We start from the raw sequence: 26,335 nt of genomic DNA on the forward strand, positions 1-26,335 counted from the left end.
GGGCTCATCCGCCATGCACTCAGATCGAGGACGTCGACTGGCGTCGCTTGGTTCCCACTGGTGTGCATGCCGCACAGACTACGCACGCTCAAAAACCCCTGAGGACCGAAGTTCATCCCAAATCAGGCAAGTCGTTTACTGCTAATTGACTATGTGACGCCGCTCACCCTAGCCGCGCTTGTCGAGGCTTCCAGGCCGTTCTATCGTCAGGATGTATCGAGTCGATACATCAGCACGGCATAAGAGTCGGCGAGGCGGAGGAGGCGACGGATGAGCAGGCGCTCAGGCATCCTCGAGTTCGCCGTCCTCGGCCTGCTCCGCGAAGCCCCGATGCACGGTTACGAGCTGCGCAAACGGCTCAACACCTCGTTGGGGATCTTCCGGGCCTTCAGCTACGGGACCCTCTACCCCTGCCTCAAGACACTGGTCGCAAACGGCTGGTTGATCGAGGAACCGGGCAGCGCTCCCGAGGACGCTCTCGCCGCCTCGCTCGCCGGGCGCCGGGCCAAGATCGTCTACCGGCTGACGGCCGAAGGTAAGGAGCACTTCGAGGAGCTCCTGTCCCACACCGGTCCGGATTCCTGGGAGGACGAGCACTTCGCCGCCCGTTTCGCCTTCTTCGGGCAGACGGAGCGCGAGGTACGTATGCGGGTGCTGGAAGGCCGGCGCAGCCGCCTGGAGGAGCGTCTGGAGAAGATGCGAGCCTCCCTGGCGCGGACGCGCGAGCGCCTGGACGACTACACGCTTGAGCTGCAGCGGCACGGCATGGAGTCCGTGGAGCGCGAAGTGCGCTGGCTGAACGAGCTCATCGAGAGCGAGCGGGCGGGGCGGGATCAGCGACGATCCGGCTCCGAGACCCCGGAGGCCGGCCAGGCCCCCGAGGGCCCCGCCGGCGCTCAGCAGGACGACACATCTGGAGAGACGGGCGGCCTGCCCCGGCACGGGGGCAGTACCCGGCCGGATCCGTCCGACGACACCGCCAAGTGAGGCCCTGCGACCTGCAGGGCTTCGAAGATCAACACAGGGAGCAACCGGAATGGGTTCGGTTCGCGTAGCCATCGTCGGCGTGGGCAACTGCGCCGCCTCGCTGGTGCAGGGCGTCGAGTACTACAAGGACGCCGACCCGGCGGCCAAGGTGCCGGGTCTGATGCACGTCCAGTTCGGCGACTACCACGTCGGGGACGTGGAGTTCGTCGCGGCCTTCGACGTCGACGCGAAGAAGGTCGGGCTGGACCTCGCGGACGCGATCGGTGCCAGTGAGAACAACACGATCAAGATCTGCGACGTGCCGTCGACGGGTGTGACCGTCCAGCGCGGCCACACCCTGGACGGTCTGGGCAAGTACTACCGCCAGACCATCGAGGAGTCCTCCGAGGCCCCGGTCGACGTCGTCCAGGTCCTCAAGGACAAGCAGGTCGACGTCCTCGTCTGCTACCTGCCGGTCGGCTCCGAGGACGCGGCGAAGTTCTACGCCCAGTGCGCCATCGACGCCAAGGTCGCCTTCGTCAACGCTCTCCCGGTCTTCATCGCCGGCACCAAGGAGTGGGCGGACAAGTTCACCGAGGCCGGCGTGCCGATCGTCGGTGACGACATCAAGTCGCAGGTCGGCGCCACCATCACGCACCGCGTGATGGCGAAGCTGTTCGAAGACCGCGGTGTCCGTCTCGAGCGCACCATGCAGCTGAACGTCGGCGGCAACATGGACTTCAAGAACATGCTCGAGCGTGACCGCCTGGAGTCCAAGAAGATCTCGAAGACGCAGGCCGTCACCTCGCAGATCCCCGACCGCGACATGGGTGACAAGAACGTCCACATCGGTCCGTCGGACTACGTCGCCTGGCTGGACGACCGCAAGTGGGCCTACGTCCGCCTCGAGGGCCGAGCCTTCGGTGACGTCCCGCTGAACCTGGAGTACAAGCTCGAGGTCTGGGACTCGCCCAACTCGGCCGGTGTCATCATCGACGCCCTGCGCGCCGCGAAGATCGCCAAGGACCGGGGCATCGGCGGCCCGATCCTCTCCGCGTCCTCGTACTTCATGAAGTCCCCGCCGGTCCAGTACTTCGACGACGAGGCCTACGAGAACGTCGAGAAGTTCATCAAGGGCGAGGTCGAGCGCTAAGGCTCCACCCCACTCGACGAAGGTCCCCGTGGCATCTGCCCGGGGGCCTTCGCCGTATGTGACCCTTGCTGCCATGCCTGTCGTACGTGATCTGCGCGTACTCCTGCGCCTGACGAACTTCCGCCGCCTGCTGGCCGTACGACTGCTCTCCCAGTGCGCCGACGGGGTCTATCAGGTCGCCCTCGCCACGTACGTCGTCTTCTCCCCCGAGAAGCAGGCCTCGCCCGCCGCGATCGCCTCCGCCATGGCGGTCCTGCTGCTGCCGTACTCGTTCGTCGGCCCGTTCGCCGGCGTCCTGCTGGACCGCTGGCAGCGCCGCCAGGTCTTCCTGTACGGGAACCTGCTGCGCGCGCTGCTCGCCGGCGGCACGGCGTTCCTGATCCTCGCCTCCGTGCCGGACTGGCTCTTCTATGTCTCGGCGCTCTCCGTCACGGCCGTCAATCGGTTCGTCCTCGCCGGGCTCTCCGCATCACTGCCCCGGGTGGTGGACGCCGACCGGCTCGTGATGGCCAACTCGCTGTCGCCCACCGCCGGCACGCTCGCCGCCACCGCGGGCGGCGGGCTCGCCTTCGTCGTACGGCTGGTGGTCGCCGATTCCGACGCGGCGGTGGTGCTGCTGGGCGCCGGCCTCTACCTGTGCTCGGCCCTCGCCTCGCTGCGCATGGGCCGCGGCCTGCTCGGCCCCGACCCGGACGTGGTGCAGCCCCGGCTGGGGGCGGCACTGGCCTCGACGGCCCATGGGCTGGTCGACGGGCTGCGCCATCTGGCCCAGCGGCGGGTGGCGGCCCGGGCGCTCGCCGCGATGACGGTGATGCGCTTCTGCTACGGCGCGCTGACCGTGATGGTGCTGATGCTCTGCCGGTACGCGTGGACGTCGACCCAGTCGGAGGGGCTCGCGTTGCTGGGCCTGGCCGTCGGCATCTCGGGGGCCGGGTTCTTCGCCGCCGCGGTGCTCTCACCGTGGGCGGTCGAGCGGCTGGGGCAGGGCGGCTGGATGGTGGTGTGCGCCGGGACAGCCGCCGTGCTGGCACCAGCGCTCGGGCTGCCCTTCGCCCCCGTACCCATACTGATCGCCGCCTTCGTGCTCGGGCTCGTCACCCAGGGCACCAAGATCGCGACGGACACAGTGGTGCAGCTCGCCGTCGACGACGCGTACCGGGGACGGGTCTTCTCGCTCTACGACGTGCTCTACAACGTGGGCTTCGTCGGCGCGGCCGGCATTTCCGCGCTGATGCTGCCGTCCGACGGCCGGTCCGTCCCCCTGGTCGTTCTGGTCGCCGCCCTCTACGCGGGCGTCGCCGCCATGCTGCTGCGTTGGAGGCGCACCGGATCTTTGCTATAGCGTGCACGCGTCAATCTGACGATCACACGCCACGGGGGACACCTATGACGTATCCGCCACAACCGGGCTCCGGGCCCTACGGCCAGCCAGGGCCCTACGGCCAGCAGCCGCCTCAGCCCGGCTACGGATACCCGCAACAGCAGCAGCCCGGCCACGGCCATCCGCAGCAGCAGGCGCCTTATGGCGCACCGCAGCAGCAGATGCAGCCGCCACCGCCTCAGCAGTGGTCGGCCGCACCTCCGCCGCCGCCTCCGCCTCCGTCCCGGCATGGCGGCATAGGCATCATGAAGATCCTCAAGGGCATCGTCATCGTGATCGGCGTCATCGTCATCGCGGTCGGTTACTTCATGAGCCGGGACGACGCCGACCAGGCGGAAGCCGGCGATTGCATGAAGAACAACGGGACGATGGTGTCACCCGACCTCCAGGTGGTGGAGTGCGGTGGGACCGACGCCGCGTTCAAGGTCGTCGAGGTGATCCCCGACACCGTGGACACCGAGCTCTGCAAGGGCAAGTCCGACATCGGCTATCAGGAGCGGACCAGCGGCCGACGCAGCTCGGGCAAGCAGTTCGTGCTCTGCATAGACGAGATCAAGAAGTAGCACGCATGACGAAGGGCGATGTTTCACGTGAAACATCGCCCTTCGTCGTGTGCGCCCCCGCCGTCATGTTTCACGTGAAACATGACCCGGTTCCCGCTCAGCTCTGAGTCGCCCACCACTCCTTGAGCGCGGCGACGGCATCGTCGTACTCCATCGGTCCGTTCTCCAAGCGCAGCTCCAACAGGAACTTGTACGCCTTGCCGACGGCGGGCCCGGGGCGGATCCCCAGGATCTCCTGGATCTGGTTGCCGTCCAGGTCGGGGCGGATGGCGTCCAGCTCCTCCTGTTCCTGGAGCTTCGCGATGCGGTCCTCCAGCCCGTCGTAGGCGCGGGAGAGAGCGGCCGCCTTGCGCTTGTTGCGGGTGGTGCAGTCCGAGCGGGTCAGCTTGTGCAGGCGGCTCAGCAGCGGACCGGCGTCGCGCACATAGCGGCGTACGGCGGAGTCGGTCCACTCGCCGGTGCCGTACCCATGGAAGCGCAGGTGCAGCTCCACCAGACGCGAGACGTCCTTGACCATGTCGTTGGAGTACTTCAGCGCGGTCATGCGCTTCTTGGTCATCTTCGCGCCGACCACCTCGTGATGGTGGAAGGAGACCCGGCCGTCCGGCTCGAAGCGCCGGGTGCGCGGCTTGCCGATGTCATGCAGCAGCGCCGCCAGCCGCAGGACCAGGTCCGGGCCGTCCTCTTCGAGGTCGATGGCCTGCTCGAGCACGATGAGCGAGTGCTCGTAGACGTCCTTGTGCCGGTGGTGCTCGTCGCTCTCCAGCCGCAGTGCGGGCAGCTCGGGCAGCACACGCTGGGCGAGACCGGTGTCGACCAGCAGGCCCAGACCCTTGCGCGGGTGCGCGGAGAGGACCAGCTTGTTGAATTCATCCCGTACGCGCTCAGCGGAGACGATCTCGATCCGCTCGGCCATCCCCTTCATCGCGTCCACGACGTCGGGAGCGACCTCGAAGTCGAGCTGGGCGGCGAACCGCGCGGCGCGCATCATGCGCAGCGGATCGTCGGAGAAGGAGTCCTCGGGCGTCCCCGGCGTCCGCAGGACACGCTGCGCCAGGTCCTCCAGGCCGCCGTGCGGATCGATGAACTCCTTCTCCGGCAGCGCGACGGCCATCGCGTTGACCGTGAAGTCACGACGGACCAGGTCCTCCTCGATGGAGTCGCCGTAGGACACCTCCGGCTTGCGTGAGGTCCTGTCGTACGCCTCGGAGCGGTACGTCGTGATTTCGATCTGGTAGCCGCCCTTGTGCGCGCCCACCGTGCCGAAGGCGATCCCGACCTCCCACACCGCGTCGGCCCATGGCCGGACGATCTTCAGAACGTCCTCGGGGCGGGCATCGGTAGTGAAGTCCAGGTCATTGCCGAGCCGACCAAGCAGTGCGTCCCGTACCGAGCCACCGACCAGGGCAAGGCTGAACCCGGCCTCCTGGAAGCGGCGGGCAAGATCGTCGGCTACGGGGGACACGCGCAGTAGTTCACTGACCGCGCGGCGTTGCACCTGGCTCAGTGCAGTCGGGTTGTCTTCGTTGGCGTTCGGCACAACAGAAAAGGGTACGTGCCCGGGCCCGGGGCAGCGTCCCGGTTTTCGGCGGCCCGGCACCCAGCTCTCAGGTTCTTCCCCACCACGCTTCTCCGATCATGTGGAGCAGTCCGCGGCACTTAGCCACCGCGCACCTCGTTACCATGCGTGGACGCAGGAACCGACGAACCACCAACGGCAACAGACGACGAGGACGGGCGAGCGCGTGGCCGAGGCGGCAGACTTCCAGAGCACGAGTCGCTCTCCTGCCCGGCGGTGGCTACGGCGTACGGCCTCCGCCATCGTCAGTGTGCCGCTACTGGCGGGCCTGCTGTACGTCCCCTCGGCGCCCCCCGCCTCCGCCGCGGAGAAGGCCGCTGAATCCCGCACCGTCGATGTGTCCCTGGACACGTTCACGCCCTCCACGCCGGTCGAGGGGGACACCCTCACGATCAGCGGCACGGTGACCAATGAGGGCAAGGAGACGGTCAACGGGGCGCAGGTGGACCTGCGTGTGGGGTCGCGCATGTCCAGCCGGGGCGAGATCGACGCGGTGGCCAAGCGCGCCGGCTTCGCACCGGCCAATGACGGCGCGGCGCTGGGCGGCCCGTACAGCATCAAGATCCCGAAGCTGGCGGCCGGCCTCAGCAAGGACTTCAGCATCGCCGTGCCGGTCGAGAAGCTGGGGCTCGACGAGGACGGTGTCTACCAGCTCGGCGTCTCCCTCTCGGGCCGGACCGGGAGCGCCCCGTACGCCCAGGTGCTGGGCATCGAGCGGACCTTCCTGCCCTGGCAGCCGGAGGCCACGGAGAAGAAGACCCCTGTCACCTATCTCTGGCCGTTGATCTCCTCGACACACCTCTCCGCGGAGACCGGCTCGGACGATCAGCAGACGCCGGTGTTCGAGGACGACGACCTGGCCGCCGAGCTGGCCCCGGGCGGACGGCTGGAGCGGCTCGTCTCCCTCGGTGCCGAGCTGCCCGTCACCTGGGTCGTCGACCCGGACCTGCTCGCCACCGTCGACGCGATGACCGGGAACTACCAGGTGAAGGATGGGAACGAACGGGTCCCTGGCAAGAACCAGGCCGTCGCCAAGCAGTGGCTGAACGCCCTCGACAAGGCGGTGCAGGGCAGCAAGGTGATCGCGCTGCCGTACGCGGACCCCGACCTGGCCTCCCTCGCCCACCGGGGCAAGGACGTGTCCGGCTCGTTGAGCCATCTGCAGTCGGCCACGGAGGTCGCCGAGTCCACCGTCGAGACCATCCTCCATGTGAAGCCGTCCGTGGACTTCGCCTGGCCGGTCGACGGAGCGGTCGACCCCTCGATCGTCGACGTCGCCACCTCGGCCGGCGCCGACAAGGTGATCGCCCGCAGCGACAGCGTCCGCGACGAGCTGCCCTACACGCCCACCGCCGCCCGGCCCATCGGCGGCGGAACCACCGCCGTCGTCGCCGACGCGTCACTGTCCACGGCCTTCCAGGGCGACATGACCGGGGCGGGCGACTCCACCCTGGCCGTCCAGCAGTTCCTGGCCCACACGCTGGCCGTGACCCAGCAGCAGCCGGGCAAGCTCCGCAGCATCGTCATCGCACCGCAGCGGATGCCGACCACCGCGCAGGCCCACGCGATGGCGACCGCGGTGCGCGCCCTGTCCGCGCAGCGCTGGACGCAGCCCAGCGACCTGATCGAGGCGGCCGCGGCCAAACCGGACGACCGAGCCACGACGAAGGTGCCGGCCGCCAGGAAGTACCCGGCCCAGCTGCGCAAGCAGGAGCTGACCGTCCAGGCCTTCCAGGACATGAAGACCACCCAGGACACCCTGGACAACTTCAAGGTCATCCTGACGATGGCGTCCCGGGTGGTGACGCCCTTCGGCAACGCGATCAACCGGGACATGTCGACGTCCTGGCGCGGCCGTGGCGCGCCCGCCAAGGCGTACCGGGCGAGCGTCCAGCAGCATCTGCTCGACCTCACCACCGAGGTACAGCTGATCGAGAAGTCGGACCTGACCCTGTCGGGCCGCAGCGCCACCATTCCCGTCACCGTGCAGAACCAGCTCCTGCAGGACGTCGAGCACCTGGTGCTGCGCCTGACATCGACCAAGCCGACCCGCCTGAAGCTGAACGGCGGCAACGCCGTGGCCGAACTTCCGGTGAAGATCGCCGGTGGCCACAGCCAGTCGGTGAAGTTCACGGCCTCTGCAAACGCCAACGGCCCGGTCCCGATGACGGCCCAGCTGTACACGGAGGACGGCAAGCCGTACGGCAAGCCGATGAACTTCACGGTCAAGGTCTCCGAGATCACGCCGACGGTGATGCTGGTGATCGCCGGCGGGTTCCTGCTGCTCGCTCTCGCCGGTATCAGGATGTACACGCACCGCAAGCGCACCGCGGCACGCGAGGCCGACGCGGAGGCGCAGTCCGGGACCGGGGCGCGGACGGAGCCCGAGACCTCCGGTGGGGCCGCGCGGGGCGCGGATCCCGAGCAGCCGAGTGACCCGACACCGGACACCGGAGCGCAAAGCACCGACCCGTCGGGCCAGGGTGAGAAAGTGGACCGTTGAGCGATGTCGTGGCCGGTCGGCCGGGGACGATGAGGTGGGGTAAACCATGAACGCGCCGTATGACGGTGACCGCGGTCAAGGCGCGGGCGGCGGCAGCGCGCCTTCCGGCGACATGCCCCCCGCGGCGGGCCATGTCCCGCCCCCGGCCCCGCCGCCGGCCCCGGATCCCTACGTCCAGCACGCCTACGAGCAGGATCCGTACGGCAGCCAGGACCTCTCCGCCCAGGACCCGGTCGGCGAGGCGCTCTACGACAGAGCCGCGCACCCGCCGCCCCCGCCCGGCACCTACGAGGAGCCACCGCCGCTCTACCAGCAGCCCGCCGCGCCGCAGTACGCCCCGGACCCGCGGATCTGGGCCCAGACCCCGCCGCCCGAGCCCGACGGCCCGTCCCGTCACCTTCCCTACGGCGACGACGCCAGGACCGTTCAGTTCACCGGCGTGGACGACCTCGTCACGCGCGCCGGGGAGGAGCAGCCCGAGCCGGACGCGTTCGCGCACCTCTACCGCGACCAGCAGGCCCACGGGCAGCCGCCCGTCCCGCAGGAGCCCGAACCGGCGCCGGCGCCCGCGCCCGCGCCGAAGAAGTCCGGCGGCCGCGCATCCGGCGTGCTGAAGTCGAGCGCCGTGATGGCGGCCGGCACGCTGGTCTCCCGCCTCACCGGCTTCGTACGCAGCCTGGTGATCACCGGTGCCCTGGGCGCCGCCCTGCTCGGTGACACGTACACCGTCGCGGCCACCCTGCCCACGATGATCTACATCCTGACCGTCGGCGGCGGCCTCAACTCGGTCTTCGTCCCACAGCTCGTCCGCTCCATGAAGGACGACGAGGACGGCGGCGAGGCATACGCCAACCGGTTGCTGACGCTCGTGATGGTCGCGCTGGGCGTGATCGTCACCATCGCCGTCTTCGGCGCCCCGCTGCTGATCCGCGCGATGTCGGACACGATCGCCAGCGACGCGGCCGCGAACAGCGTGGCCGTCACCTTCGCACGCTTCTGCCTGCCCACGATCTTCTTCATGGGCGTGCACGTGGTGATGGGTCAGATCCTCAACGCCCGGGGCCGGTTCGGCGCGATGATGTGGACCCCGGTCCTCAACAACATCGTCGTGATCTTCACCTTCTCCATGTTCATCTGGGTCTACGGCTCGTCCGCCGAGTCCCAGATGGGCGTCACGACCATTCCGGACGAGGGCATCCGCCTGCTCGGCATCGGCACGCTGCTGGGCCTGGTCGTCCAGGCCCTGGCGATGGTGCCGTACCTGCGCGAGGCCGGCTTCCGCTTCCGCCCCCGCTTCGACTGGAAGGGCCACGGGCTCGGCAAGACGGTCAAACTCGCCAAGTGGACCGTCCTGTTCGTCCTCGCCAACCAGGCCGGTGTCGTGGTCGTCACCCAGCTCGCCACGGCGGCCGGCAAGGCCTCCGGCCAGGACGGCGCGGGTTTCCTCGCGTACTCCAACGCCCAGCTCATCTGGGGCATGCCGCAGGCCATCATCACCGTCTCAGTCATGGCCGCGCTGCTGCCGCGCATCTCGCGCGCCGCCCACGACAACGACCCGGGTGCCGTCCGCGACGACATCTCGCAGGGCCTGCGCAACTCCGCCGTCGCGATCGTCCCCGTGTCCTTCATGTTCCTGGCCCTCGGCGTCCCGATGTGCACCCTGCTGTACGCGTCCAGCGGAACCGAGGCCGCCCGCAGCATGGGCTTCATCCTGATGGCGTTCGGACTCGGCCTGATCCCCTACTCGGTGCAGTACGTCGTCCTGCGCGGCTTCTACGCCTACGAGGACACCCGAACGCCCTTCTACAACACGGTGATCGTGGCCGGCGTCAACGCGGCGGCCTCGGCGGCCTGCTACGTCCTCCTGCCCGCTCGGTGGGCCGTCGTCGGTATGGCGGCCTCCTACGGCCTCGCGTACGCCGTCGGCGTCGGTGTCGCCTGGCGGCGGCTGCGCAACCGGCTGGGCGGCGACCTGGACGGCGCGCACGTCGTCCGCACCTACGCCCGGCTCTGCATGGCGTCCGTCCCGGCGGCGGTCATCGGCGGCGCCGCGGGCTTCGGCATCCTCCGAGCCCTCGGCGACGGCGCGCTGGGATCGCTCGTGGCACTGACGGGCGGTGGGATCGTGCTGATGGGCGTGTTCTACGTCGCGGCGCGGAAGATGCGGATCGAAGAGCTCAACGCCATGGTCGGCATGGTCCGCGGCCGTCTGGGACGCTGACGGCACGGGCGAGCACAACCATCGTCAGCGGCCGCGTGTCGTGCATAGCGCCGGACTGTGGGCACAATTGGCATGGCTGTTGGATGTGGCGCAACGGATGGGGAGGCAGGAACGACGGTGGCGGAACGTAGCACGGCTGCCGTCGACGTGGCCGACAACAGCGGAGACGACCCGCTGACCGCCAAGGCGGACAAGGCCGCGAGCGACGGGGTGGCGGAAGCGCAGGACACGGCGGAGCAGTCCGCCCGGGACGGCGACGGCGAACGGCGGGACAGCGAGCAGTCCGTCATCACGGCGCCCGAGCTCCACAGTGGCCACAAGCTCGCCAGACGCTACCGGCTCGAGGAGTGCGTCACCCGTCTGGACGGTTTCAGCAGTTGGCGTGCCGTCGACGAGAAACTGCGCCGCGCCGTCGGCGTCCATATCCTCCCCGCCGACCACCCGAGAGCCCGATCGGTCCTGGCCGCGGCACGTTCCTCGGCGCTCCTCGGCGACCCCCGGTTCGTCCAGGTCCTGGACGCCGTCGAGGAGAACGACCTCGTCTACGTCGTCCACGAGTGGCTGCCGGACGCCACCGAGCTCACCGCGCTGCTGGCGGCCGGCCCGCTCGAGGCGCACGACGCCTACCAGCTCGTCAGCCAGGTCTCCCAGGCCATGGCCGCCGCCCACCGCGAGGGCCTCGCCCACCTGCGGCTCACCCCGAGCGCCGTCCTGCGCAGTTCCACCGGCCAGTACCGGATCCGCGGACTCGCCGTGAACGCGGCGCTCCGCGGCATCAGCGCCGACCGCCCTCAGCGCACCGACACCGAGGCGATCGGCGCTCTGCTGTACGCGGCGCTGACCAAGCGGTGGCCGTACGAGAACGACGCCTACGGCCTGTCGGGGCTGCCCAAGGGCGTCGGGCTGATCCCGCCGGACCAGGTGCGGGCGGGTGTACACCGCGGGCTGTCCGAGATCGCGATGCGGGCCCTGGTCAACGACGGCGCGACCGCGTCCCGCCAGGAGCCGCCCTGCACCACGCCCGACGAGCTCGCCAAGGCCGTCGCGGCCATGCCCCGCATCCGCCCGCCGGAGCCCGACTTCCCGACCCCGCCCGAGTACCAGCGCACGACGTACCAGCAGGGGAACTACGGCCGCCCCCAGGCACGCCCCGGTTCGGCGGCCACCGTGGCCTCACCGCTCCCGCCGCCTCCACTGCAGAGCCGCACGGGCAAGGCCCTCAAGTGGGCCGTCTCGGCACTCCTCATCGCCGCCCTGGGCCTGGGCAGCTGGCAGATCGCCGACAAGCTGCTGGGCCACGGTGCCGAGCGGGAGACCCCTGTCGCACCGCAGAAGGGTCCCACTGAGGACAAGAAGCCCGTCGAGTCCGGCAAGCCGATCTCGATCACCGACGCCCACGACTTCGACCCGCTGGGTGACGGTTCGGAGAAGCCGCGGGACATAGAGAACGCATACGACGGTGACTCGGGATCGTTCTGGCAGACGGACGGCTACTACAGGGCGGATCTGGGTGGCCTGAAGCCGGGCGTCGGCATGGTGCTGGACCTCGGCAAGGCCCAGCCCGTCGGTACGGTGGAGCTCACCTTCAAGGGTGAGACCTCGGTCGAGCTGAGGACAGCCGCCGCTGAGAGGACCGACCAGCCGAGTGACGTCGACAGTTACACCGTGGTCGCCTCCGGTTCCGGTTCCAAGGTCACGCTGAAGCCCGCCAAGCCGGTGACGTCGCGGTACGTACTGGTCTGGCTGACGAAGCTGCCGGCGAGTGCCGAAGGGAACTTCCGCGGCAAGATCTCCGACATCAAGATCACCACCTGACGAACCAGGGGAGGGGGCTCACCGTTGGACGATGCCGAACCGGGCGGCGCAACCGACCAGGATCTCCTGGCGCGCCATGTCGCCGGAGATCCGGACGCCTTCGGTGAGCTCGTACGCCGCCATCGTGACCGGCTCTGGGCCGTCGCCCTGCGCACGTTGGGGGACCGTGAGGAGGCCGCCGACGCCGTCCAGGACGCTCTCGTGTCCGCCTTCCGGGCCGCCCATACCTTCCGTGGCCAGTCAGCCGTCACGACCTGGCTGCACCGCATCACCGTGAACGCCTGTCTCGACCGGGCCCGCAAGGCGGCTTCACGCAAGACGTCCCCCGTCGACGACACGGAACGGCTGGAACAGCTCCTGGAGCCGCATGAGTCCGCCGAGGCCCCCGCCGAGCGGCAGGACCTGCACCGCGAACTGCTGGCCGCCCTGGAAAAGCTCCCCGCCGACCAGCGTGCCGCTCTGGTGCTCGTGGACATGCAGGGCTATCCCGTCGCCGAGGCCGCACGCGTCCTGGACGTGCCGACGGGGACCGTCAAGAGCCGCTGCGCGCGAGGCAGGGCCCGGCTGCTTCCCCTGCTCACTCATCTGCGCAGTGACACCGTGGATAACGGCAGCCCCGACCGGGGAAGGAACCGGACGCCAGGGACATCCGTCCCACCGGCGTCGGGACCAAGGGATGCAGGACCGAATGATCCTGCTGCTGTGAAGGGCGGAGGTGGGCGCGCGTGACATCCACGACCGACACGACTCAGCACCCGGACGTCTCGGAGATCTCCGACCTCACCGAAGGGCTCCTCCCGCCCTCCCGTACGGCGGACGTACGGGCGCATCTGGTCAGCTGCGAGCTGTGCGCCGATGTTCGGTCCTCCCTGGAGGAGATCCGCGGCCTCCTGGGTACCCTCCCGGGCCCCGCCCGGATGCCGGCCGACATCGCCGAGCGCATCGACGCCGCCCTGGCGGCCGAAGCACTGCTGGATGCCACCGCCCCCGCAGAGGCGACGGACCATGTTTCACGTGAAACATCGCCCGCCACTGCCACCCCCGAGCCCGTCTCTGCCGACCGCCCTGCCGGTCGCCCCGTCGGCCGTCCGCGCGCGGCCACCGGCCCCGGCCGTGGGCGTCCCGCACGGCGTCGCCGCCGCACCGCAGTGCTCGGTGCGGTCTTCGGCGCCGCCGCGATGGGGGTCAGCGTCCTCCTCTTCCAGGCCGTCCAGCCTTCCGGGGACGACCCGTCCGGGTCGAAGACGGTCGACACCGCCGTCAGTGCGCCCGACAACACGACGTTCTCCGGCTCAGCCGTCGAGGACCGGGTGGAAGCGCTCCTGGCCGCCGAAAAGCCCCCCAAGGCTCCCCGCAGCGAGAAGCAGCAGCCCCCGTCCGTCGGGAACCCGTCGACGATGTCCGCCGACGAGGGGGTAACGGTCCCGTCCTGTATTCAGAAGGGGACCGGCCGCAGCGACCAGGCCCTGGCAGCGGAGCCGGGCACGTACGACGGCAGGCCCGCCTATCTGGTGGTCCTGCCGCACGCCACGGACTCGTCTCGGGTCCAGGCGTACGTCCTCGATGCGTCCTGCATCACCACGCAGAAGAGCAGCAAGGCGGACGTCCTGCTGACACGCGCCTACCCTCGGTCCTGACGTATGCCTCCGTGCCGCTCTGCGCCCCCGGGAATGCACGCCCCGTAGGATCCGTTGGGTGGGGTGAGAGTCCTTGACCCGGCCCCCGTAGGCAGTAGGCAGTCTGCAGAGACGAGGAAGAAACCCGTGAGCGACGTCCGTAACGTGATCATCATCGGTTCCGGGCCCGCCGGCTACACGGCCGCGCTGTATACGGCGCGAGCCTCGCTGAAGCCGCTGGTCTTCGAAGGTGCCGTCACCGCCGGTGGTGCGCTCATGAACACGACCGAGGTCGAGAACTTCCCCGGCTTCCGTGACGGGATCATGGGCCCGGACCTGATGGACAACATGCGGGCCCAGGCGGAGCGCTTCGGCGCCGAGCTCGTGCCGGATGATGTCGTCTCGGTCGACCTGACGGGCGACATCAAGACGGTGACCGACACGGTCGGCACCGTGCACCGCGCCAAGGCCGTGATCGTGACGACCGGCTCCCAGCACCGCAAGCTGGGCCTGCCGAACGAGGACGCGCTGTCGGGCCGCGGCGTCTCCTGGTGCGCCACCTGCGACGGGTTCTTCTTCAAGGACCAGGACATCGCCGTGGTGGGCGGCGGCGACACCGCCATGGAGGAGGCGACCTTCCTCTCCCGGTTCGCCAAGTCCGTCACCATCATCCACCGCCGGGACACCCTGCGTGCCTCCAAGGCCATGCAGGAGCGTGCCTTCGCCGACCCGAAGATCAAGTTCGCTTGGGACAGCGAGGTCGCGACGATCCACGGCGAGCAGAAGCTCACCGGTCTGACGCTGCGCAACACCAAGACCGGCGAGACCTCCGAGCTGCCGGTGACCGGCCTGTTCATCGCCGTGGGCCACGACCCCCGCACGGAGCTGTTCAAGGGCCAGCTGGAGCTCGACGACGAGGGCTACCTCAAGGTGGACGCGCCGTCGACGCGCACCAACCTGACCGGTGTCTTCGGCGCTGGTGACGTCGTGGACCACACCTACCGCCAGGCGATCACGGCCGCCGGTACGGGCTGCTCCGCCGCGCTCGACGCCGAGCGCTTCCTGGCGGCTCTTGCCGATGGCGAGAAGGCCGCCGAGCCGGAGAAGACCGCCGCGGTCTGACCAGCATCCCCACCCACACCCCGCGAAGTGAAGGAGGCCGCCGTGGCCGGCGACCTGAAGAACGTGACCGACGACTCCTTCGAGGAGGACGTCCTCAACAGCGACAAGCCCGTACTGGTGGACTTCTGGGCCGCCTGGTGCGGCCCGTGCCGCCAGATCGCGCCGTCGCTGAAGGCCATCGCCGAGGAGCATGGTGACCACATCACGGTCGTCAAGCTCAACATCGACGAGAACCCCGGCACGGCCGCCAAGTACGGCGTCATGTCCATCCCGACGCTCAACGTCTACCAGGGCGGCGAGGTCGTGAAGACCATCGTGGGTGCCAAGCCGAAGGCCGCCATCGAGCGCGACCTGGAGCCCTTCCTGGGTGACCCGGTCAGCAAGTCCTGACGCCGCTGTTTCACGTGAAACAGGAAACGGCCCACCCCGACGCGGGGTGGGCCGTTCGGCATTTTCCAGGACTGGCAATCACAGGGGCCGCAGCACCGGCTCCTTCTGTACCGCCCCGAGCAGGCGGTCGAGCGCCAGCTCGACGTCCTCTTTCCAGGAAAGCGTCGTCCGCAGTTCCAGCCGCAGCCTCGGATACGAGGGATGCGGGCGCACGGTCTTGAAGCCGACCGCCAGCAGATGGTCGGCCGGCAGCACACAGGCCGGCTCCTTCCAGCGGGCGTCACCGAACGCCTCGATGGCCTTGAACCCACGGCGCAGCAGATCCTTCGCCACGGTCTGCACCATCACCCGCCCCAGCCCTTGCCCCTGGTAGCCGGGCGTGATCCAGGCCGTCATCAGCTGGACGGCATCGGGGGACACCGGGCTGGTAGGGAAGGCGGTCGAGCGCGGCACATAGGCGGGCGGGGCGTAGAGAACGAACCCGACCGGTACCTCGTCCACATAGACCACACGGCCGCAGGAGCCCCAGTCCAGGAGCACGGCGGAGATCCAGGCTTCCTTCTCCAGCTCCGGAGTGCCCGCCTTTACCGCGGCTTCTCCGCTGACCGGATCAAGCTCCCAGAAGACGCACGCGCGGCACCGTTTGGGGAGATCCGGAAGGTTGTCCAACGTGAGCGGTACGAGCCGACGCCCCATGAAGGCTGTTCCTCACTTCCTTCGCCTGCCGCTCCACGAGCGGCGGACAGCGCGCTCCGTTCCCGGAGCAGGCTGCCGATGAACCCGCCGACCGCACCGAGTCCCAGTCCTGCTGTCACCAGTTGGCTGCGGCTCACCTCTCGCATGCCTGGCTCTCCCTCCACGGTGGATCAGGCGGATGCGCATACCAGAACGCATCGTATCGATCGGGTGATGACACGCATACGGGAAGAGGCCAAAGGGCGGACCGTGTTCCGGTGAACACCGGACCCGATCCGCCCCAAAGCCGTCCCGCAGAACCCTGCACCGATGAGCACGGAAGGACGCTGCCGCCTCGCCTCAGTGCTTGGCTCTGCCTCAGTCCCTGCCTCAGCCCTTGCCTCAGTCCTCGTCGCTGTCCTGAGAGCGCTCCTGAGCCAGCCCCTTTTCCAGGACTCGACCCGCGTCCGGGGCAAGGGTGCCCAGGATGCGCTCCAGATCCTCCATGGAGGCGAACTCGACGACGATCTTGCCCTTCCGCTGCCCCAGGTCGACCTTCACCCGCGTCTCAAAGCGGTCGGACAGCCGGGAAGCGAGCTCGGAGAGGGCCGGTGAGACACGGGAGCCGGCTCGCGGTCCCTTCGCCTTCGGCGTGCTGGTGGGCTCGGAGCCCATCAGCGTCACGATCTCCTCCACCGCCCGGACCGAGAGCCCCTCGGCCACGATCCGGTACGCCAGCCTCTCCTGCGCCTCGGGATCCTCGACCGAAAGCAGGGCCCGGGCGTGCCCCGCCGACAGCACCCCTGCGGCAACCCGGCGCTGGACAGTCGGTGACAGGCGCAACAGGCGCAGTGTGTTGGAGACCTGCGGACGCGAGCGTCCGATGCGATCGGCCAGCTGCTCGTGAGTGCAGTTGAAGTCCCTCAGCAACTGGTCATAGGCCATGGCCTCTTCCACCGGGTTCAACTGCGCCCGGTGGAGGTTCTCGAGCAGGGCGTCCAGCAGGAGCTTCTCGTCGTCGGTCTCCCGGACGATCGCCGGAATCCGCTCCAGACCCGCTTCACGGCAGGCCCGCCAGCGACGCTCGCCCATGATGAGCTCGTAGCGCTCGGGACCGAGCTGCCGCACGACCACGGGCTGGAGCAGACCGACCTCCTTGATGGAGGTCACCAGCTCGGCCAGGGCGTCCTCGTCGAACACCTCACGCGGCTGGCGCGGGTTGGGCGTAATGGCATCCAGCGGCAGCTCCGCGAAGTGGGCGACGGCCGGCGTCTCCGCCTTGTCGACCACCTCCGGCTCCGCGACCGGAAGACCGGTGTCCACGGGCTCCGAGCTGTGCGGCAGCGTTGCCACCTTCGCAGCTGCCACCCCTCGCTCCCCCGTCAGCGACGGAATCGCTTCGGGGGAAGTGGAACCCGCCCCGATGGACATCGCCGGCCGCTCTTGGGATGCGGGGGGAATCAGCGCAGCGAGCCCGCGCCCCAGCCCCCTACGTCGCTCACTCACTGGATCCCCTCCGACATGCTGTGCTGATTGTTCTGGTTGCCCTGATGGGCATGCTGGGCGTCATAGTGAATACCGACTCCCCGCAAGGCGATCTCGCGGGCCGCTTCGAAGTACGACAGCGCGCCGCTGGAACCGGGGTCGTACGTGAGAACCGTCTGCCCGTAGCTCGGTGCCTCCGAGATACGGACGGACCGCGGAATGCTGGTGCGCAGCACCTCGTCTCCGAAGTGACTGCGCACCTCCTCGGCCACCTGCGATGCGAGCCTGGTCCGGCCGTCGTACATGGTGAGCAGGATCGTCGACACATGCAGCGCCGGGTTCAGGTGACCCCGCACCAGGTCGACGTTCTTCAGCAGCTGGCCAAGCCCCTCCAACGCGTAGTACTCGCACTGGATGGGAATGAGCACCTCGGCGCCGGCCACCAGGGCATTGACCGTGAGGAGACCGAGCGACGGCGGGCAGTCGATGAGGATGTAGTCCAGCGGCTGCTCGTACGCCTGGATCGCCCGCTGCAGCCGGCTCTCCCGCGCCACCAGCGACACCAGCTCGATCTCCGCACCGGCGAGATCGATGGTGGCAGGGGCGCAGAAAAGACCCTCGACGTCCGGGACGGGCTGGACCACATCGGAGAGCGGCTTGCTGTCGATCAGAACGTCATAGATCGAAGGAACCTCGGCGTGGTGGTCAATGCCGAGTGCCGTGGAGGCGTTGCCCTGCGGGTCGAGGTCGACCACCAGAACGCGGGCACCGTGCAGCGCGAGCGAAGCAGCAAGGTTGACCGTCGTGGTCGTCTTTCCCACCCCGCCCTTCTGGTTGGCGACCACCATGATGCGGGTCTGTTCAGGCCGGGGAAGGCCCTCGCCGGCACGGCCCAGAGCCTCCACCGCCAGCTGGGCAGCTCGACCAATGGGGGTGTCGTCCATCGGAGGCGGTGTTTCACGTGAAACATCCTCCTCCGCCGATTCGGTACGGGGACCGGGGACCGGATCGGTCATCGGTCCCGCGATGTTGGCGTTGGACCGCAAGGATTCACTCTCCTCGGCTTCAGGCTCGCGATGAACAGAGCCTGCCATGCTTTCGGGGTCGTGAACCAGCGAGGCCGGTGGTTCTGTGGAGAACTCCACCTCTGTGGACAACTCCGTAGCCCTCGTGGGTGGCTTACGGTCGCGCGGCGAGGCGGCCGCGCGACCGCGGCTGATGATTCCCTGCAGCAGTGAGCGACGTTTCACGTGAAACATTGATGCACTCGCCGCAGAGCCAGAGCGTCACGACACTCCGAAATGCGTACGTATGAGGATCAACCAGGTGTCAACGGCGGCGACGGGAGGTCCGGGCAGCCTTGGCTCGCTTGGCCGCGAACCGCACACCCCCGGGACTCTCACCGACCTCCACCCGCACGACGGTCGACAGCGGGTCGACGATGCCTTCGCCGACATGGAGCACCGAGGTTCCCACAACGCCCAGCTTGCTCAGTGCGGCGCGGGCGCCCTGGAGCTCCTCCTCGGCCGTGTCGCCCTTGAGCGCCAGCATCTCTCCATAGGGGCGCAGCAGGGGTACCCCCCAGCCCGCCAGCCGGTCCAGCGGGGCGACGGCCCGTGCGGTAACGACATGGACGGGCGGCAGCTTGCCGAGGACTTCCTCGGCGCGTCCGCGCACCACGGTCACATGGTCCAGCCCCAGCAGCTCCACAACCTCCTGGAGGAAATTGGTACGGCGCAGCAGCGGCTCGAGAAGAGTGATCTTCAGGTCGGGACGCACCAGTGCCAGCGGGATGCCGGGCAGACCGGCGCCGGAGCCGACATCGCAGACGGTGACCCCCTCCGGCACGACCTCGGAGAGCACGGCGCAGTTCAGCAGGTGCCGCTCCCACAGCCGCGGCACCTCACGAGGACCGATCAGACCGCGCTTGACGCCCGCGTCCGCGAGGAGCTCCGCGTACCGGACTGCCTCCGGGAAGAACTCGCCGAAAACCGTCCGCGCTTCTTGAGGCGCATGGGGAAGCTCTTCTGCCTCCGTCACGGGAACCGTCCTTCCGTACCGCATTACCGCACTGGGTGCTGACTACCAGTGATCAGTGACTATCAGGCTGACAAAGATCGGCCCCGCCTGCGAACAGACGGGGCCGACCCTACGAGGGATGGTCAGGCAGGGAGTACGACGACGAAGCGCTCCGGCTCCTCGCCCTCGGACTCGCTGCGCAGACCGGCGGCGGCCACCGCGTCGTGCACGACCTTGCGCTCGAACGGGGTCATCGGCTTCAGCTTCACCGGCTCACCGGTGCTCTTCACCTCGTCGGCGGCCTGGGCGCCCAGCTCGGCGAGCTCGGTCCGCTTCCTGGCCCGGAAGCCGGCGATGTCGAGCATGAGCCGGCTGCGGTCACCGGTCTCCCGGTGCACGGCGAGGCGCGTCAGCTCCTGAAGCGCCTCCAGCACCTCGCCGTCGCGGCCCACCAGCTTCTGCAGGTCACGGCTGCCCGAGTCGCTGATGATCGAGACCGCGGCGCGGTCGGCCTCGACGTCCATGTCGATGTCGCCGTCGAGATCGGCGATGTCGAGCAGGCCCTCGAGGTAGTCGGCCGCGATCTCGCCCTCCTGCTCCAGGCGGGTCAGGGTGTCGCCACCCTGGGCGGCGGAGGTGGTGCCTTCCGTCACGGATGGACTCCTTCTTACTTCTTGGACGACGGGTGCTTGGGCCGCTGCTGGCCCTGGCCCTTGCGCTGTCCGGACTTGGCTTGGCGTGCGGAACCACCGGCGGGCTTGGCCGGCTGCTTCGGCTTGGCGTCCTGGGGCTCGTCGGCCTTCTCCAGGGAGGTCTTCGCAGCCGTGGACTGCTGAGCACCCCCGGTCTGGCTCGCGGCCTGGCGCTTCGCCTTGGGCTGGCGCTTGGGCTGCTGGCGCCGGGTCGCGGCCGCGCTCTCCGCCTCGGCGGTGGCGGGGTCGACCTTCTTCACAGAGCCGTCGGCCTGCGGGGTGAAGCCGGCCTTGGCGAGGGTGGTGACGAACTTGCGCTCGTTGTCGTTGCGGTCCGGACCCTTGGCCACGATGGCCTGGACGACAGCGCGGCGACGGCGGCCACGGACCTCGCCGTGGGAGGTGACGCTCTTCACCAGTCGCTGCAGGTAGTGGTCCTGCGCCTTGCTGCCCGGGGTCGGGTTCTGGTTGATCACGTACATCTGCTGGCCCATGGTCCACACGTTGGTGGTCAGCCAGTAGACGAGGACACCGACCGGGAAGTTGATGCCCATCACGGCGAAGATGACCGGGAAGATGTACATCAGCATCTTCTGCTGCTGCATGTACGGGGTCTTCACCGTCAGGTCGACGTTCTTCTGCATCAGCTGGCGCTGGGTGAAGAACTGCGACAGCGACATCAGGACGATCATGACCGCGGTGACGATGCGGACATCCACCAGCGAGGCGTTGAGCGCCTCGACCTTGCCCGGGTCGTCCATGAACTTCGCGGCGATCGGCGCGCCGAAGATGTGGGCCTCACGGGCGCTGTTCACGAGCTCCTGGTTGAGGACACCGATCGTGTCACCCGAGGCGATCTTCGACAGCACGTGGTACAGGGCGAAGAAGAACGGCGACTGCGCCAGGATGGGAAGGCACGAGGAGAGCGGGTTGGTGCCCGTCTCCTTGTACAGCTTCATCATCTCTTCGGACTGACGCTGCTTGTCGTTCTTGTAGCGCTCCTGGATCGCCTTCATCTTCGGCTGGAGCGCCTGCATGTTCCGGGTCGACTTGATCTGCTTCACGAAGAGCGGGATCAGGCAGATCCGGATGAGCACCACCAGGGACACGATCGACAGACCCCAGGCCCAGCCCGTGTCGGGTCCGAAAACCGCCCCGTACAGCTTGTGGAACTGGACGATGATCCACGAGACAGGTGTGGTGATGAAGCTGAACAGACTGGCAATCGTGTCCACTAATCAGGCTCCTTGAGCATTGGGCGAGGTCTCTGCGGCCGGGCTCGTCTCAGCGGAGTTCCCGCCCTTGCCGCCGCGCAGCGCGTCGCGCAGCATTTCGTGCCAGCGCGGGCGCTTACGAGGGGGAACATGGTCCACTCCGCCGGGCGACCACGGGTTGCACCGCAGGATGCGCCAGGCGGTCAGGGCTGTGCCCTTCACCGCGCCGTGCCGGTCGATGGCCGTGAATCCGTAGTGGGAACACGACGGGTAGTACCGGCAGACGGGGCCGAGCAGCGGGCTGATCGTCCACTGGTACAGCTTGATCAGAGCCAGCAGCGGGTACTTCATCGCGCGCCCCCTCCCAGCAACCGCTGAAGGGCGGCGTCCAGGTCTCGGGCCAGCTGTGCATGGTCGGCGTCGCCCGCTCCGGGCAGCGCCCGTACTACCACCAGGCTACCGGGGGGCAGTGAAGGCAGCCGGTCGCGCATGAGGTGGCGAAGCCTGCGCTTCACCTGGTTACGCACGACCGCGCCCCCCACGGCCTTGCTGACGACGAAACCCGCACGGGTCGGGGGAGCGCTCTCCCCCGGCACGTGCGGGTCCGTTGCACCGCTTCTTAGGTGGACGACGAGGAGCGGGCGGCCGGCCCGGCGTCCTCGGCGTACCGCGGTCGCGAAGTCCTCGCGCCGCCTCAGCCGATTCTCGGTAGGCAGCACGTCATGACCTGTTTAAAAGCGATCAGGCGGACAGGTTGGCGCGACCCTTGCTGCGGCGGTTCGCCAGGATGGCGCGGCCGGCGCGGGTACGCATGCGCAGACGGAAACCGTGGGTCTTCGCACGACGACGGTTGTTCGGCTGGAAGGTGCGCTTGCTCACTCGGGGGCTCCAGAAATGATTCGGGTGGTGGCGGGACATCGCCTGGCTGTCACCGTGCGCCCACGAGTAGCTCGCAATACGCCCGAGTGCACCGCTTCACGATCACTGACCGTGATCTTTGCCCATCGGAGGCAGGCGGCAGCAGCCATCGACAACTCGACCTGGTTACGGTACGCGCGGCTACGCCATCCGGTCAAACCGGCGCTGAGCCGTGGTCCACTATGCACAGCCTGTGGACAACAACTTGAACCACGTGAGCCGCCGCGACTACCGTGGCTGAACTCGGATTCCTTTCCTGCCTGTCCTTCCATCCCGTCCCGAGAACCACACATTCGTGGGACCTGTGAGAGAGCGTGCCTTGTGGCTGACGTACCTGCTGATCTTGCCGCAGTGTGGCCACGAGTGCTCGAGCAGCTCCTCGGCGAGGGCCAGCAGGGCATCGAGCCGAAGGACAAGCAGTGGATCGAGCGCTGCCAGCCGCTGGCCCTGGTGGCGGACACGGCGCTGCTCGCCGTCCCCAATGAGTGGGGCAAGCGCGTCCTGGAGGGCCGTCTGGCCCCGCTCATCAGCGACACGCTCAGCCGGGAGTGCGGCCGTCCCATCCGGATCGCGATCACCGTCGACGACTCCGCCGGCGACCCGCCGCCCGCCCAGCAGGCGCCCGGCAGGCAGCAGCCCCAGCAGTCCCGCTACGACGAGCGCCAGCAGGGACAGGGCGAGTCGTACGACAAGCCGTACGACAAGTACGACGGCTACGGGCACCGGCCCATGCCCGACGACGGGCTGCCGACCGTGCGCCCCGCCTACCCCGAGTACCAGCAGCAGCGCCCCGAGCCGGGCGCCTGGCCCCGCACCCAGGAGGACCTGTCCTGGCAGCAGCCGCGCCTCGGCGGCTTCCAGGACCGCGACCCCTACGCGTCGCCCCGCCCCCAGCAGCCGCACCACGACTACCGCGGCCCGCAGGCGTCCGACCCCTCTCCGTACGACCAGCAGCGCGGCGACCGGCGTGACCTGCCGGACGGCCCGGGCCAGCAGCGCCCCGGCAGCGGCGGCGGCGCGGCGGGCGGGGCCGGAGCCACGGGCGGCCGCCCCGGTGAACCGCACGCGCGACTGAACCCCAAGTACCTGTTCGACACCTTTGTGATCGGGTCGTCCAACCGGTTCGCGCACGCGGCCGCCGTCGCGGTCGCGGAGGCGCCGGCGAAGGCGTACAACCCGCTCTTCATCTACGGGGAGTCGGGGCTCGGCAAGACGCACCTGCTGCACGCGATCGGGCACTACGCGCGCAGCCTCTATCCCGGCACGCGCGTGCGGTACGTGAGTTCGGAGGAGTTCACCAACGAGTTCATCAACTCCATCCGCGACGGCAAGGGCGACACCTTCCGCAAGCGCTACCGCGATGTGGACATCCTGCTCGTCGACGACATCCAGTTCCTGGCGAGCAAGGAGTCGACGCAGGAGGAGTTCTTCCACACCTTCAACACGCTCCACAACGCCAACAAGCAGATCGTGCTGTCCTCGGACCGGCCGCCCAAGCAGCTGATGACGCTGGAGGACCGGCTGCGCAACCGCTTCGAGTGGGGCCTGACCACCGACGTACAGCCGCCGGAGCTGGAGACGCGGATCGCGATCCTCCGTAAGAAGGCGGTGCAGGAGCAGCTCAACGCCCCGCCGGAGGTCCTGGAGTTCATCGCCTCCCGCATCTCGCGCAACATCCGCGAGCTGGAGGGCGCGCTGATCCGGGTGACGGCGTTCGCGAGCCTCAACCGGCAGCCGGTGGACCTGGTGCTGACCGAGGGCGTGCTGAAGGACCTGATCCCGGGTGGTGAGGACGCCGCACCGGAGATCACGGCCGGCGCCATCATGGCGGCCACCGCCGACTACTTCGGGCTGACGGTGGAGGACCTGTGCGGCTCGTCGCGCAGCCGGGTGCTGGTGACGGCCCGGCAGATCGCGATGTACCTGTGCCGGGAGCTGACGGACCTGTCACTGCCGAAGATCGGCGCCCAGTTCGGCGGACGCGACCATACGACGGTGATGCACGCCGACCGCAAGATCCGCGCGCTCATGGCGGAGCGGCGCTCGATCTACAACCAGGTCACTGAACTCACGAACCGCATCAAGAACGGCTGACGCCGAGGCGCCGAGGGCAGGGCGCTCCGGGACAGGGTCCCGGAGCGCCCTTCGTCGTTGTCCACACCCTGTGATGTTCGAATAGTTGAGCCGGTCACCGGGTTCTCCACAGACGTGGGGGCGATCTTCAATCCACAGCCTGGGGACTGGTGAGTTGTCCAGATCCTGTCCACAGGGCCGGGTGTGGAGAGGACATCCTTGCAGGTCATCCGCTTGTGGATTTGTGGCCGAACGCGCTCCACAGGCTGTGGACGCGAACGCCGTCCACAGGCCGTGATCGCAGTTGTCCACCGGCGGCCCACAGGCACCGGTTCATGGTCCACAGCTTCTCCACACCCCTGTCCACTGTTCGGCAACGAAACGCCCGGGCTCACCGCGCCGAGTGAAAGCCGTCACACCAAGGTGGTCGGTTGGCCTGTGGGGAAGCTGGGTAAAACTGGGGACGGCGCTGGGGAGAAGTCGGCCCGGGCTGTGCATCGGCTGTGCAGAACTTTCCGGCGTCCACAGAAAGGGCTGGTTGTCCACCGGTCCCGCCCACAGGCGCGGTGGACAAAAAACGTGCCGTGACCTGGGTGGATGGCGTTATCCACCGTTTCCACAGGCCCTACTACTACTCCCACTCAGAGTTACCGGGGAATCCGCTTCGAAGCGGGGCCTGTGCACAACTCGGCCCCGGAGCGCCCGGCGCCTCTTGTCGCGACTTGACCCCGACCCGCACCGACTGTCGGCGGCGTGCGTCAGACTGGTTCCCGCAGTCGAGACAAGAGCCAGCAACAGCAGGAGGCGGTTCCGGTGAAGATCCGGGTGGAGCGCGATGTACTCGCGGAGGCGGTGGCCTGGGTGGCCCGCAGCCTCCCGGCCCGTCCGCCGGCGCCCGTACTCGCGGGCCTTCTGCTGAAGGCCGAGGACGGCGCGCTCAGCTTCTCCAGCTTCGACTACGAGGTTTCCGCGCGGGTCTCGGTCGAGGCCGAGGTGGAGGAGGACGGCACCGTCCTCGTCTCCGGCCGCCTCCTCGCCGACATCTGCCGCGCCCTCCCCAACCGCCCGGTGGAGATTTCCACAGACGGTGTACGGGCGACCGTGGTCTGCGGCTCGTCCCGCTTCACCCTCCACACCATGCCGGTGGAGGAGTACCCCGCGCTTCCGGAGATGCCGACCGCGACCGGCACCGTCCCCGGTGAGGTCTTCGCCTCCGCCGCCGCCCAGGTCGCCATCGCGGCCGGCCGGGACGACACGCTGCCCGTCCTCACCGGCGTACGCATCGAGATCGAGGGCGACACGGTCACGCTGGCGTCGACCGACCGCTACCGCTTCGCGGTCCGTGAGTTCCTGTGGAAGCCGGAGTCCCCGGACGCCTCCGCCGTCGCCCTGGTGCCCGCCAAGACGCTGCTGGACACCGCCAAGGCGCTGACGAGCGGCGACACGGTCACGCTGGCGCTGTCGGGCTCCGGCAAGGGCGAGGGCCTGATCGGCTTCGAGGGCGCGGGCCGGCGCACCACCACCCGCCTCCTCGAGGGCGACCTCCCGAAGTACCGCACGCTCTTCCCCACCGAGTTCAACTCGGTCGCGGTGATCGAGACGGCGCCGTTCGTCGAGGCCGTGAAGCGTGTGGCCCTGGTGGCCGAGCGCAACACGCCGGTCCGGCTGAGCTTCGAGCAGGGTGTGCTCATCCTGGAGGCCGGTTCCAGCGACGACGCACAGGCTGTGGAGCGCGTCGACGCGCACCTGGAGGGCGACGACATCTCGATCGCCTTCAACCCGACCTTCCTGCTGGACGGCCTGAGCGCGATCGACTCCCCGGTCGCCCAGCTGTCCTTCACCACCTCCACCAAGCCCGCGCTGCTGAGCGGCAAGCCGGCCGTGGACGCGGAGGCGGACGAGGCGTACAAGTACCTGATCATGCCGGTGCGGCTGAGCGGCTGACCCCGC

The 26,335-nt window shown here is 68.8% G+C and carries 23 protein-coding genes; 13 read left to right on the forward strand and 10 right to left on the reverse strand.

Annotated features, from left to right (window positions below; genetic code table 11):
• The first annotated feature begins 270 nt into the window (after positions 1 to 270).
• The 4 genes from AMK26_RS22185 (at position 271) to AMK26_RS35775 (ending at position 4,063) form a co-directional block, all read left to right on the forward strand.
• On the forward strand, positions 271 to 987 hold the full coding sequence (locus AMK26_RS22185) for a PadR family transcriptional regulator (RefSeq protein ID WP_073756476.1): 717 nt from the start codon (positions 271 to 273) through the stop codon (positions 985 to 987).
• Between the two features lie 49 nt (positions 988 to 1,036).
• Entirely contained in the window at positions 1,037 to 2,119 is a 1,083-nt protein-coding gene (locus AMK26_RS22190) for an inositol-3-phosphate synthase (RefSeq protein WP_073756477.1), read from the forward strand.
• A gap of 73 nt (positions 2,120 to 2,192) precedes the next feature.
• On the forward strand, positions 2,193 to 3,461 hold the full coding sequence (locus AMK26_RS22195; RefSeq protein WP_073756478.1) for an MFS transporter: 1,269 nt from the start codon (positions 2,193 to 2,195) through the stop codon (positions 3,459 to 3,461).
• Between the two features lie 284 nt (positions 3,462 to 3,745).
• The gene (locus tag AMK26_RS35775) at positions 3,746 to 4,063 is read left to right on the forward strand and encodes an LppU/SCO3897 family protein (protein WP_079277747.1); all 318 of its coding nucleotides are present in this window, start codon (positions 3,746 to 3,748) and stop codon (positions 4,061 to 4,063) included.
• Positions 4,064 to 4,160: 97 nt separating this feature from the next.
• On the opposite strand, the gene AMK26_RS22205 is transcribed toward AMK26_RS35775, so the two are convergent.
• Positions 4,161 to 5,603: a CCA tRNA nucleotidyltransferase gene (locus tag AMK26_RS22205; RefSeq protein ID WP_073756480.1), complete on the reverse strand. Its 1,443-nt coding sequence runs from the start codon at positions 5,601 to 5,603 to the stop codon at positions 4,161 to 4,163.
• A 205-nt stretch (positions 5,604 to 5,808) separates the two neighbouring features.
• Between AMK26_RS22205 and AMK26_RS22210 the strand changes: the two genes are divergently transcribed.
• The 7 genes from AMK26_RS22210 (at position 5,809) to trxA (ending at position 15,309) form a co-directional block, all read left to right on the forward strand.
• Positions 5,809 to 8,145 carry a DUF6049 family protein gene (locus AMK26_RS22210; RefSeq protein ID WP_073756481.1) on the forward strand — a complete coding sequence of 779 codons (2,337 nt, stop codon included), beginning with the start codon at positions 5,809 to 5,811 and terminating at the stop codon, positions 8,143 to 8,145.
• Positions 8,146 to 8,191: 46 nt separating this feature from the next.
• Positions 8,192 to 10,366 carry a murein biosynthesis integral membrane protein MurJ gene (murJ, locus tag AMK26_RS22215; RefSeq protein WP_073756482.1) on the forward strand — a complete coding sequence of 725 codons (2,175 nt, stop codon included), beginning with the start codon at positions 8,192 to 8,194 and terminating at the stop codon, positions 10,364 to 10,366.
• Between the two features lie 117 nt (positions 10,367 to 10,483).
• The gene (locus AMK26_RS22220) at positions 10,484 to 12,181 is read left to right on the forward strand and encodes a protein kinase family protein (protein WP_073756483.1); all 1,698 of its coding nucleotides are present in this window, start codon (positions 10,484 to 10,486) and stop codon (positions 12,179 to 12,181) included.
• Between the two features lie 24 nt (positions 12,182 to 12,205).
• On the forward strand, positions 12,206 to 12,910 hold the full coding sequence (gene sigM / locus AMK26_RS22225; RefSeq protein WP_073756484.1) for an RNA polymerase sigma factor SigM: 705 nt from the start codon (positions 12,206 to 12,208) through the stop codon (positions 12,908 to 12,910).
• Positions 12,907 to 13,818, forward strand: coding sequence for a hypothetical protein (locus tag AMK26_RS22230; protein WP_073756485.1), 912 nt, complete (start codon positions 12,907 to 12,909; stop codon positions 13,816 to 13,818). The genes sigM and AMK26_RS22230 overlap by 4 nt, the downstream gene beginning before the upstream one ends.
• Before the next feature lie 126 nt (positions 13,819 to 13,944).
• Positions 13,945 to 14,919 carry a thioredoxin-disulfide reductase gene (trxB, locus tag AMK26_RS22235; protein WP_073756486.1) on the forward strand — a complete coding sequence of 325 codons (975 nt, stop codon included), beginning with the start codon at positions 13,945 to 13,947 and terminating at the stop codon, positions 14,917 to 14,919.
• 42 nt (positions 14,920 to 14,961) lie between these two features.
• Entirely contained in the window at positions 14,962 to 15,309 is a 348-nt protein-coding gene (gene trxA, locus AMK26_RS22240) for a thioredoxin (RefSeq protein WP_073756487.1), read from the forward strand.
• 78 nt (positions 15,310 to 15,387) lie between these two features.
• Here trxA and AMK26_RS22245 read toward each other — a convergent pair whose 3' ends face one another.
• The 9 genes from AMK26_RS22245 to rpmH form a co-directional block, all read right to left on the reverse strand.
• Positions 15,388 to 16,005, reverse strand: coding sequence for a GNAT family N-acetyltransferase (locus AMK26_RS22245; protein WP_073756488.1), 618 nt, complete (start codon positions 16,003 to 16,005; stop codon positions 15,388 to 15,390).
• A gap of 381 nt (positions 16,006 to 16,386) precedes the next feature.
• Positions 16,387 to 17,490 (reverse strand): ParB/RepB/Spo0J family partition protein, encoded by a 1,104-nt coding sequence (locus tag AMK26_RS22250; RefSeq protein WP_073756489.1) that lies wholly within the window; start codon positions 17,488 to 17,490, stop codon positions 16,387 to 16,389.
• Positions 17,487 to 18,563 (reverse strand): ParA family protein, encoded by a 1,077-nt coding sequence (locus AMK26_RS22255; RefSeq protein ID WP_073757047.1) that lies wholly within the window; start codon positions 18,561 to 18,563, stop codon positions 17,487 to 17,489. Before AMK26_RS22255 ends, AMK26_RS22250 begins: the two co-directional genes overlap by 4 nt.
• Before the next feature lie 235 nt (positions 18,564 to 18,798).
• A complete protein-coding gene (rsmG, locus tag AMK26_RS22260; RefSeq protein WP_073756490.1) occupies positions 18,799 to 19,509 on the reverse strand; it encodes a 16S rRNA (guanine(527)-N(7))-methyltransferase RsmG in 711 nt (236 codons plus the stop codon).
• Positions 19,510 to 19,631: 122 nt separating this feature from the next.
• Positions 19,632 to 20,141 (reverse strand): Jag family protein, encoded by a 510-nt coding sequence (locus AMK26_RS22265; protein ID WP_073756491.1) that lies wholly within the window; start codon positions 20,139 to 20,141, stop codon positions 19,632 to 19,634.
• A 14-nt stretch (positions 20,142 to 20,155) separates the two neighbouring features.
• Positions 20,156 to 21,415: a membrane protein insertase YidC gene (yidC, locus tag AMK26_RS22270; protein ID WP_073756492.1), complete on the reverse strand. Its 1,260-nt coding sequence runs from the start codon at positions 21,413 to 21,415 to the stop codon at positions 20,156 to 20,158.
• Between the two features lie 3 nt (positions 21,416 to 21,418).
• Positions 21,419 to 21,745 (reverse strand): membrane protein insertion efficiency factor YidD, encoded by a 327-nt coding sequence (yidD, locus tag AMK26_RS22275; RefSeq protein ID WP_073756493.1) that lies wholly within the window; start codon positions 21,743 to 21,745, stop codon positions 21,419 to 21,421.
• Positions 21,742 to 22,113 (reverse strand): ribonuclease P protein component, encoded by a 372-nt coding sequence (gene rnpA, locus AMK26_RS22280; protein ID WP_073756494.1) that lies wholly within the window; start codon positions 22,111 to 22,113, stop codon positions 21,742 to 21,744. Before rnpA ends, yidD begins: the two co-directional genes overlap by 4 nt.
• A 22-nt stretch (positions 22,114 to 22,135) precedes the next feature.
• A complete protein-coding gene (gene rpmH / locus AMK26_RS22285) occupies positions 22,136 to 22,273 on the reverse strand; it encodes a 50S ribosomal protein L34 (protein WP_018846094.1) in 138 nt (45 codons plus the stop codon).
• A 360-nt stretch (positions 22,274 to 22,633) separates the two neighbouring features.
• Here rpmH and dnaA point away from each other — a divergent pair, with 360 nt between their 5' ends.
• Positions 22,634 to 24,406: a chromosomal replication initiator protein DnaA gene (dnaA, locus tag AMK26_RS22295; RefSeq protein ID WP_073756495.1), complete on the forward strand. Its 1,773-nt coding sequence runs from the start codon at positions 22,634 to 22,636 to the stop codon at positions 24,404 to 24,406.
• A 792-nt stretch (positions 24,407 to 25,198) separates the two neighbouring features.
• Positions 25,199 to 26,329, forward strand: coding sequence for a DNA polymerase III subunit beta (gene dnaN, locus AMK26_RS22305; protein WP_073756496.1), 1,131 nt, complete (start codon positions 25,199 to 25,201; stop codon positions 26,327 to 26,329).
• The last annotated feature ends 6 nt before the right edge of the window (positions 26,330 to 26,335 follow it).

Source organism: Streptomyces sp. CB03234, from assembly GCF_001905885.1.
Taxonomy (GTDB): Bacteria; Actinomycetota; Actinomycetes; order Streptomycetales; family Streptomycetaceae; genus Streptomyces.

Bases quoted from the DNA above. Each gene is read 5' to 3' on its own strand.
- AMK26_RS35775 (WP_079277747.1), top strand. From the start codon at position 3,746: ATGAAGATCCTCAAGGGCATCGTCATCGTGATCGGCGTCATCGTCATC.
- AMK26_RS22190 (WP_073756477.1), top strand. From the start codon at position 1,037: ATGGGTTCGGTTCGCGTAGCCATCGTCGGCGTGGGCAACTGCGCCGCC.
- murJ (WP_073756482.1), top strand. From the start codon at position 8,192: ATGAACGCGCCGTATGACGGTGACCGCGGTCAAGGCGCGGGCGGCGGC.
- AMK26_RS22185 (WP_073756476.1), top strand. From the start codon at position 271: ATGAGCAGGCGCTCAGGCATCCTCGAGTTCGCCGTCCTCGGCCTGCTC.
- yidD (WP_073756493.1), bottom strand. From the start codon at position 21,745: ATGAAGTACCCGCTGCTGGCTCTGATCAAGCTGTACCAGTGGACGATC.
- AMK26_RS22195 (WP_073756478.1), top strand. From the start codon at position 2,193: ATGCCTGTCGTACGTGATCTGCGCGTACTCCTGCGCCTGACGAACTTC.
- AMK26_RS22255 (WP_073757047.1), bottom strand. From the start codon at position 18,563: ATGGCAGGCTCTGTTCATCGCGAGCCTGAAGCCGAGGAGAGTGAATCC.
- AMK26_RS22245 (WP_073756488.1), bottom strand. From the start codon at position 16,005: ATGGGGCGTCGGCTCGTACCGCTCACGTTGGACAACCTTCCGGATCTC.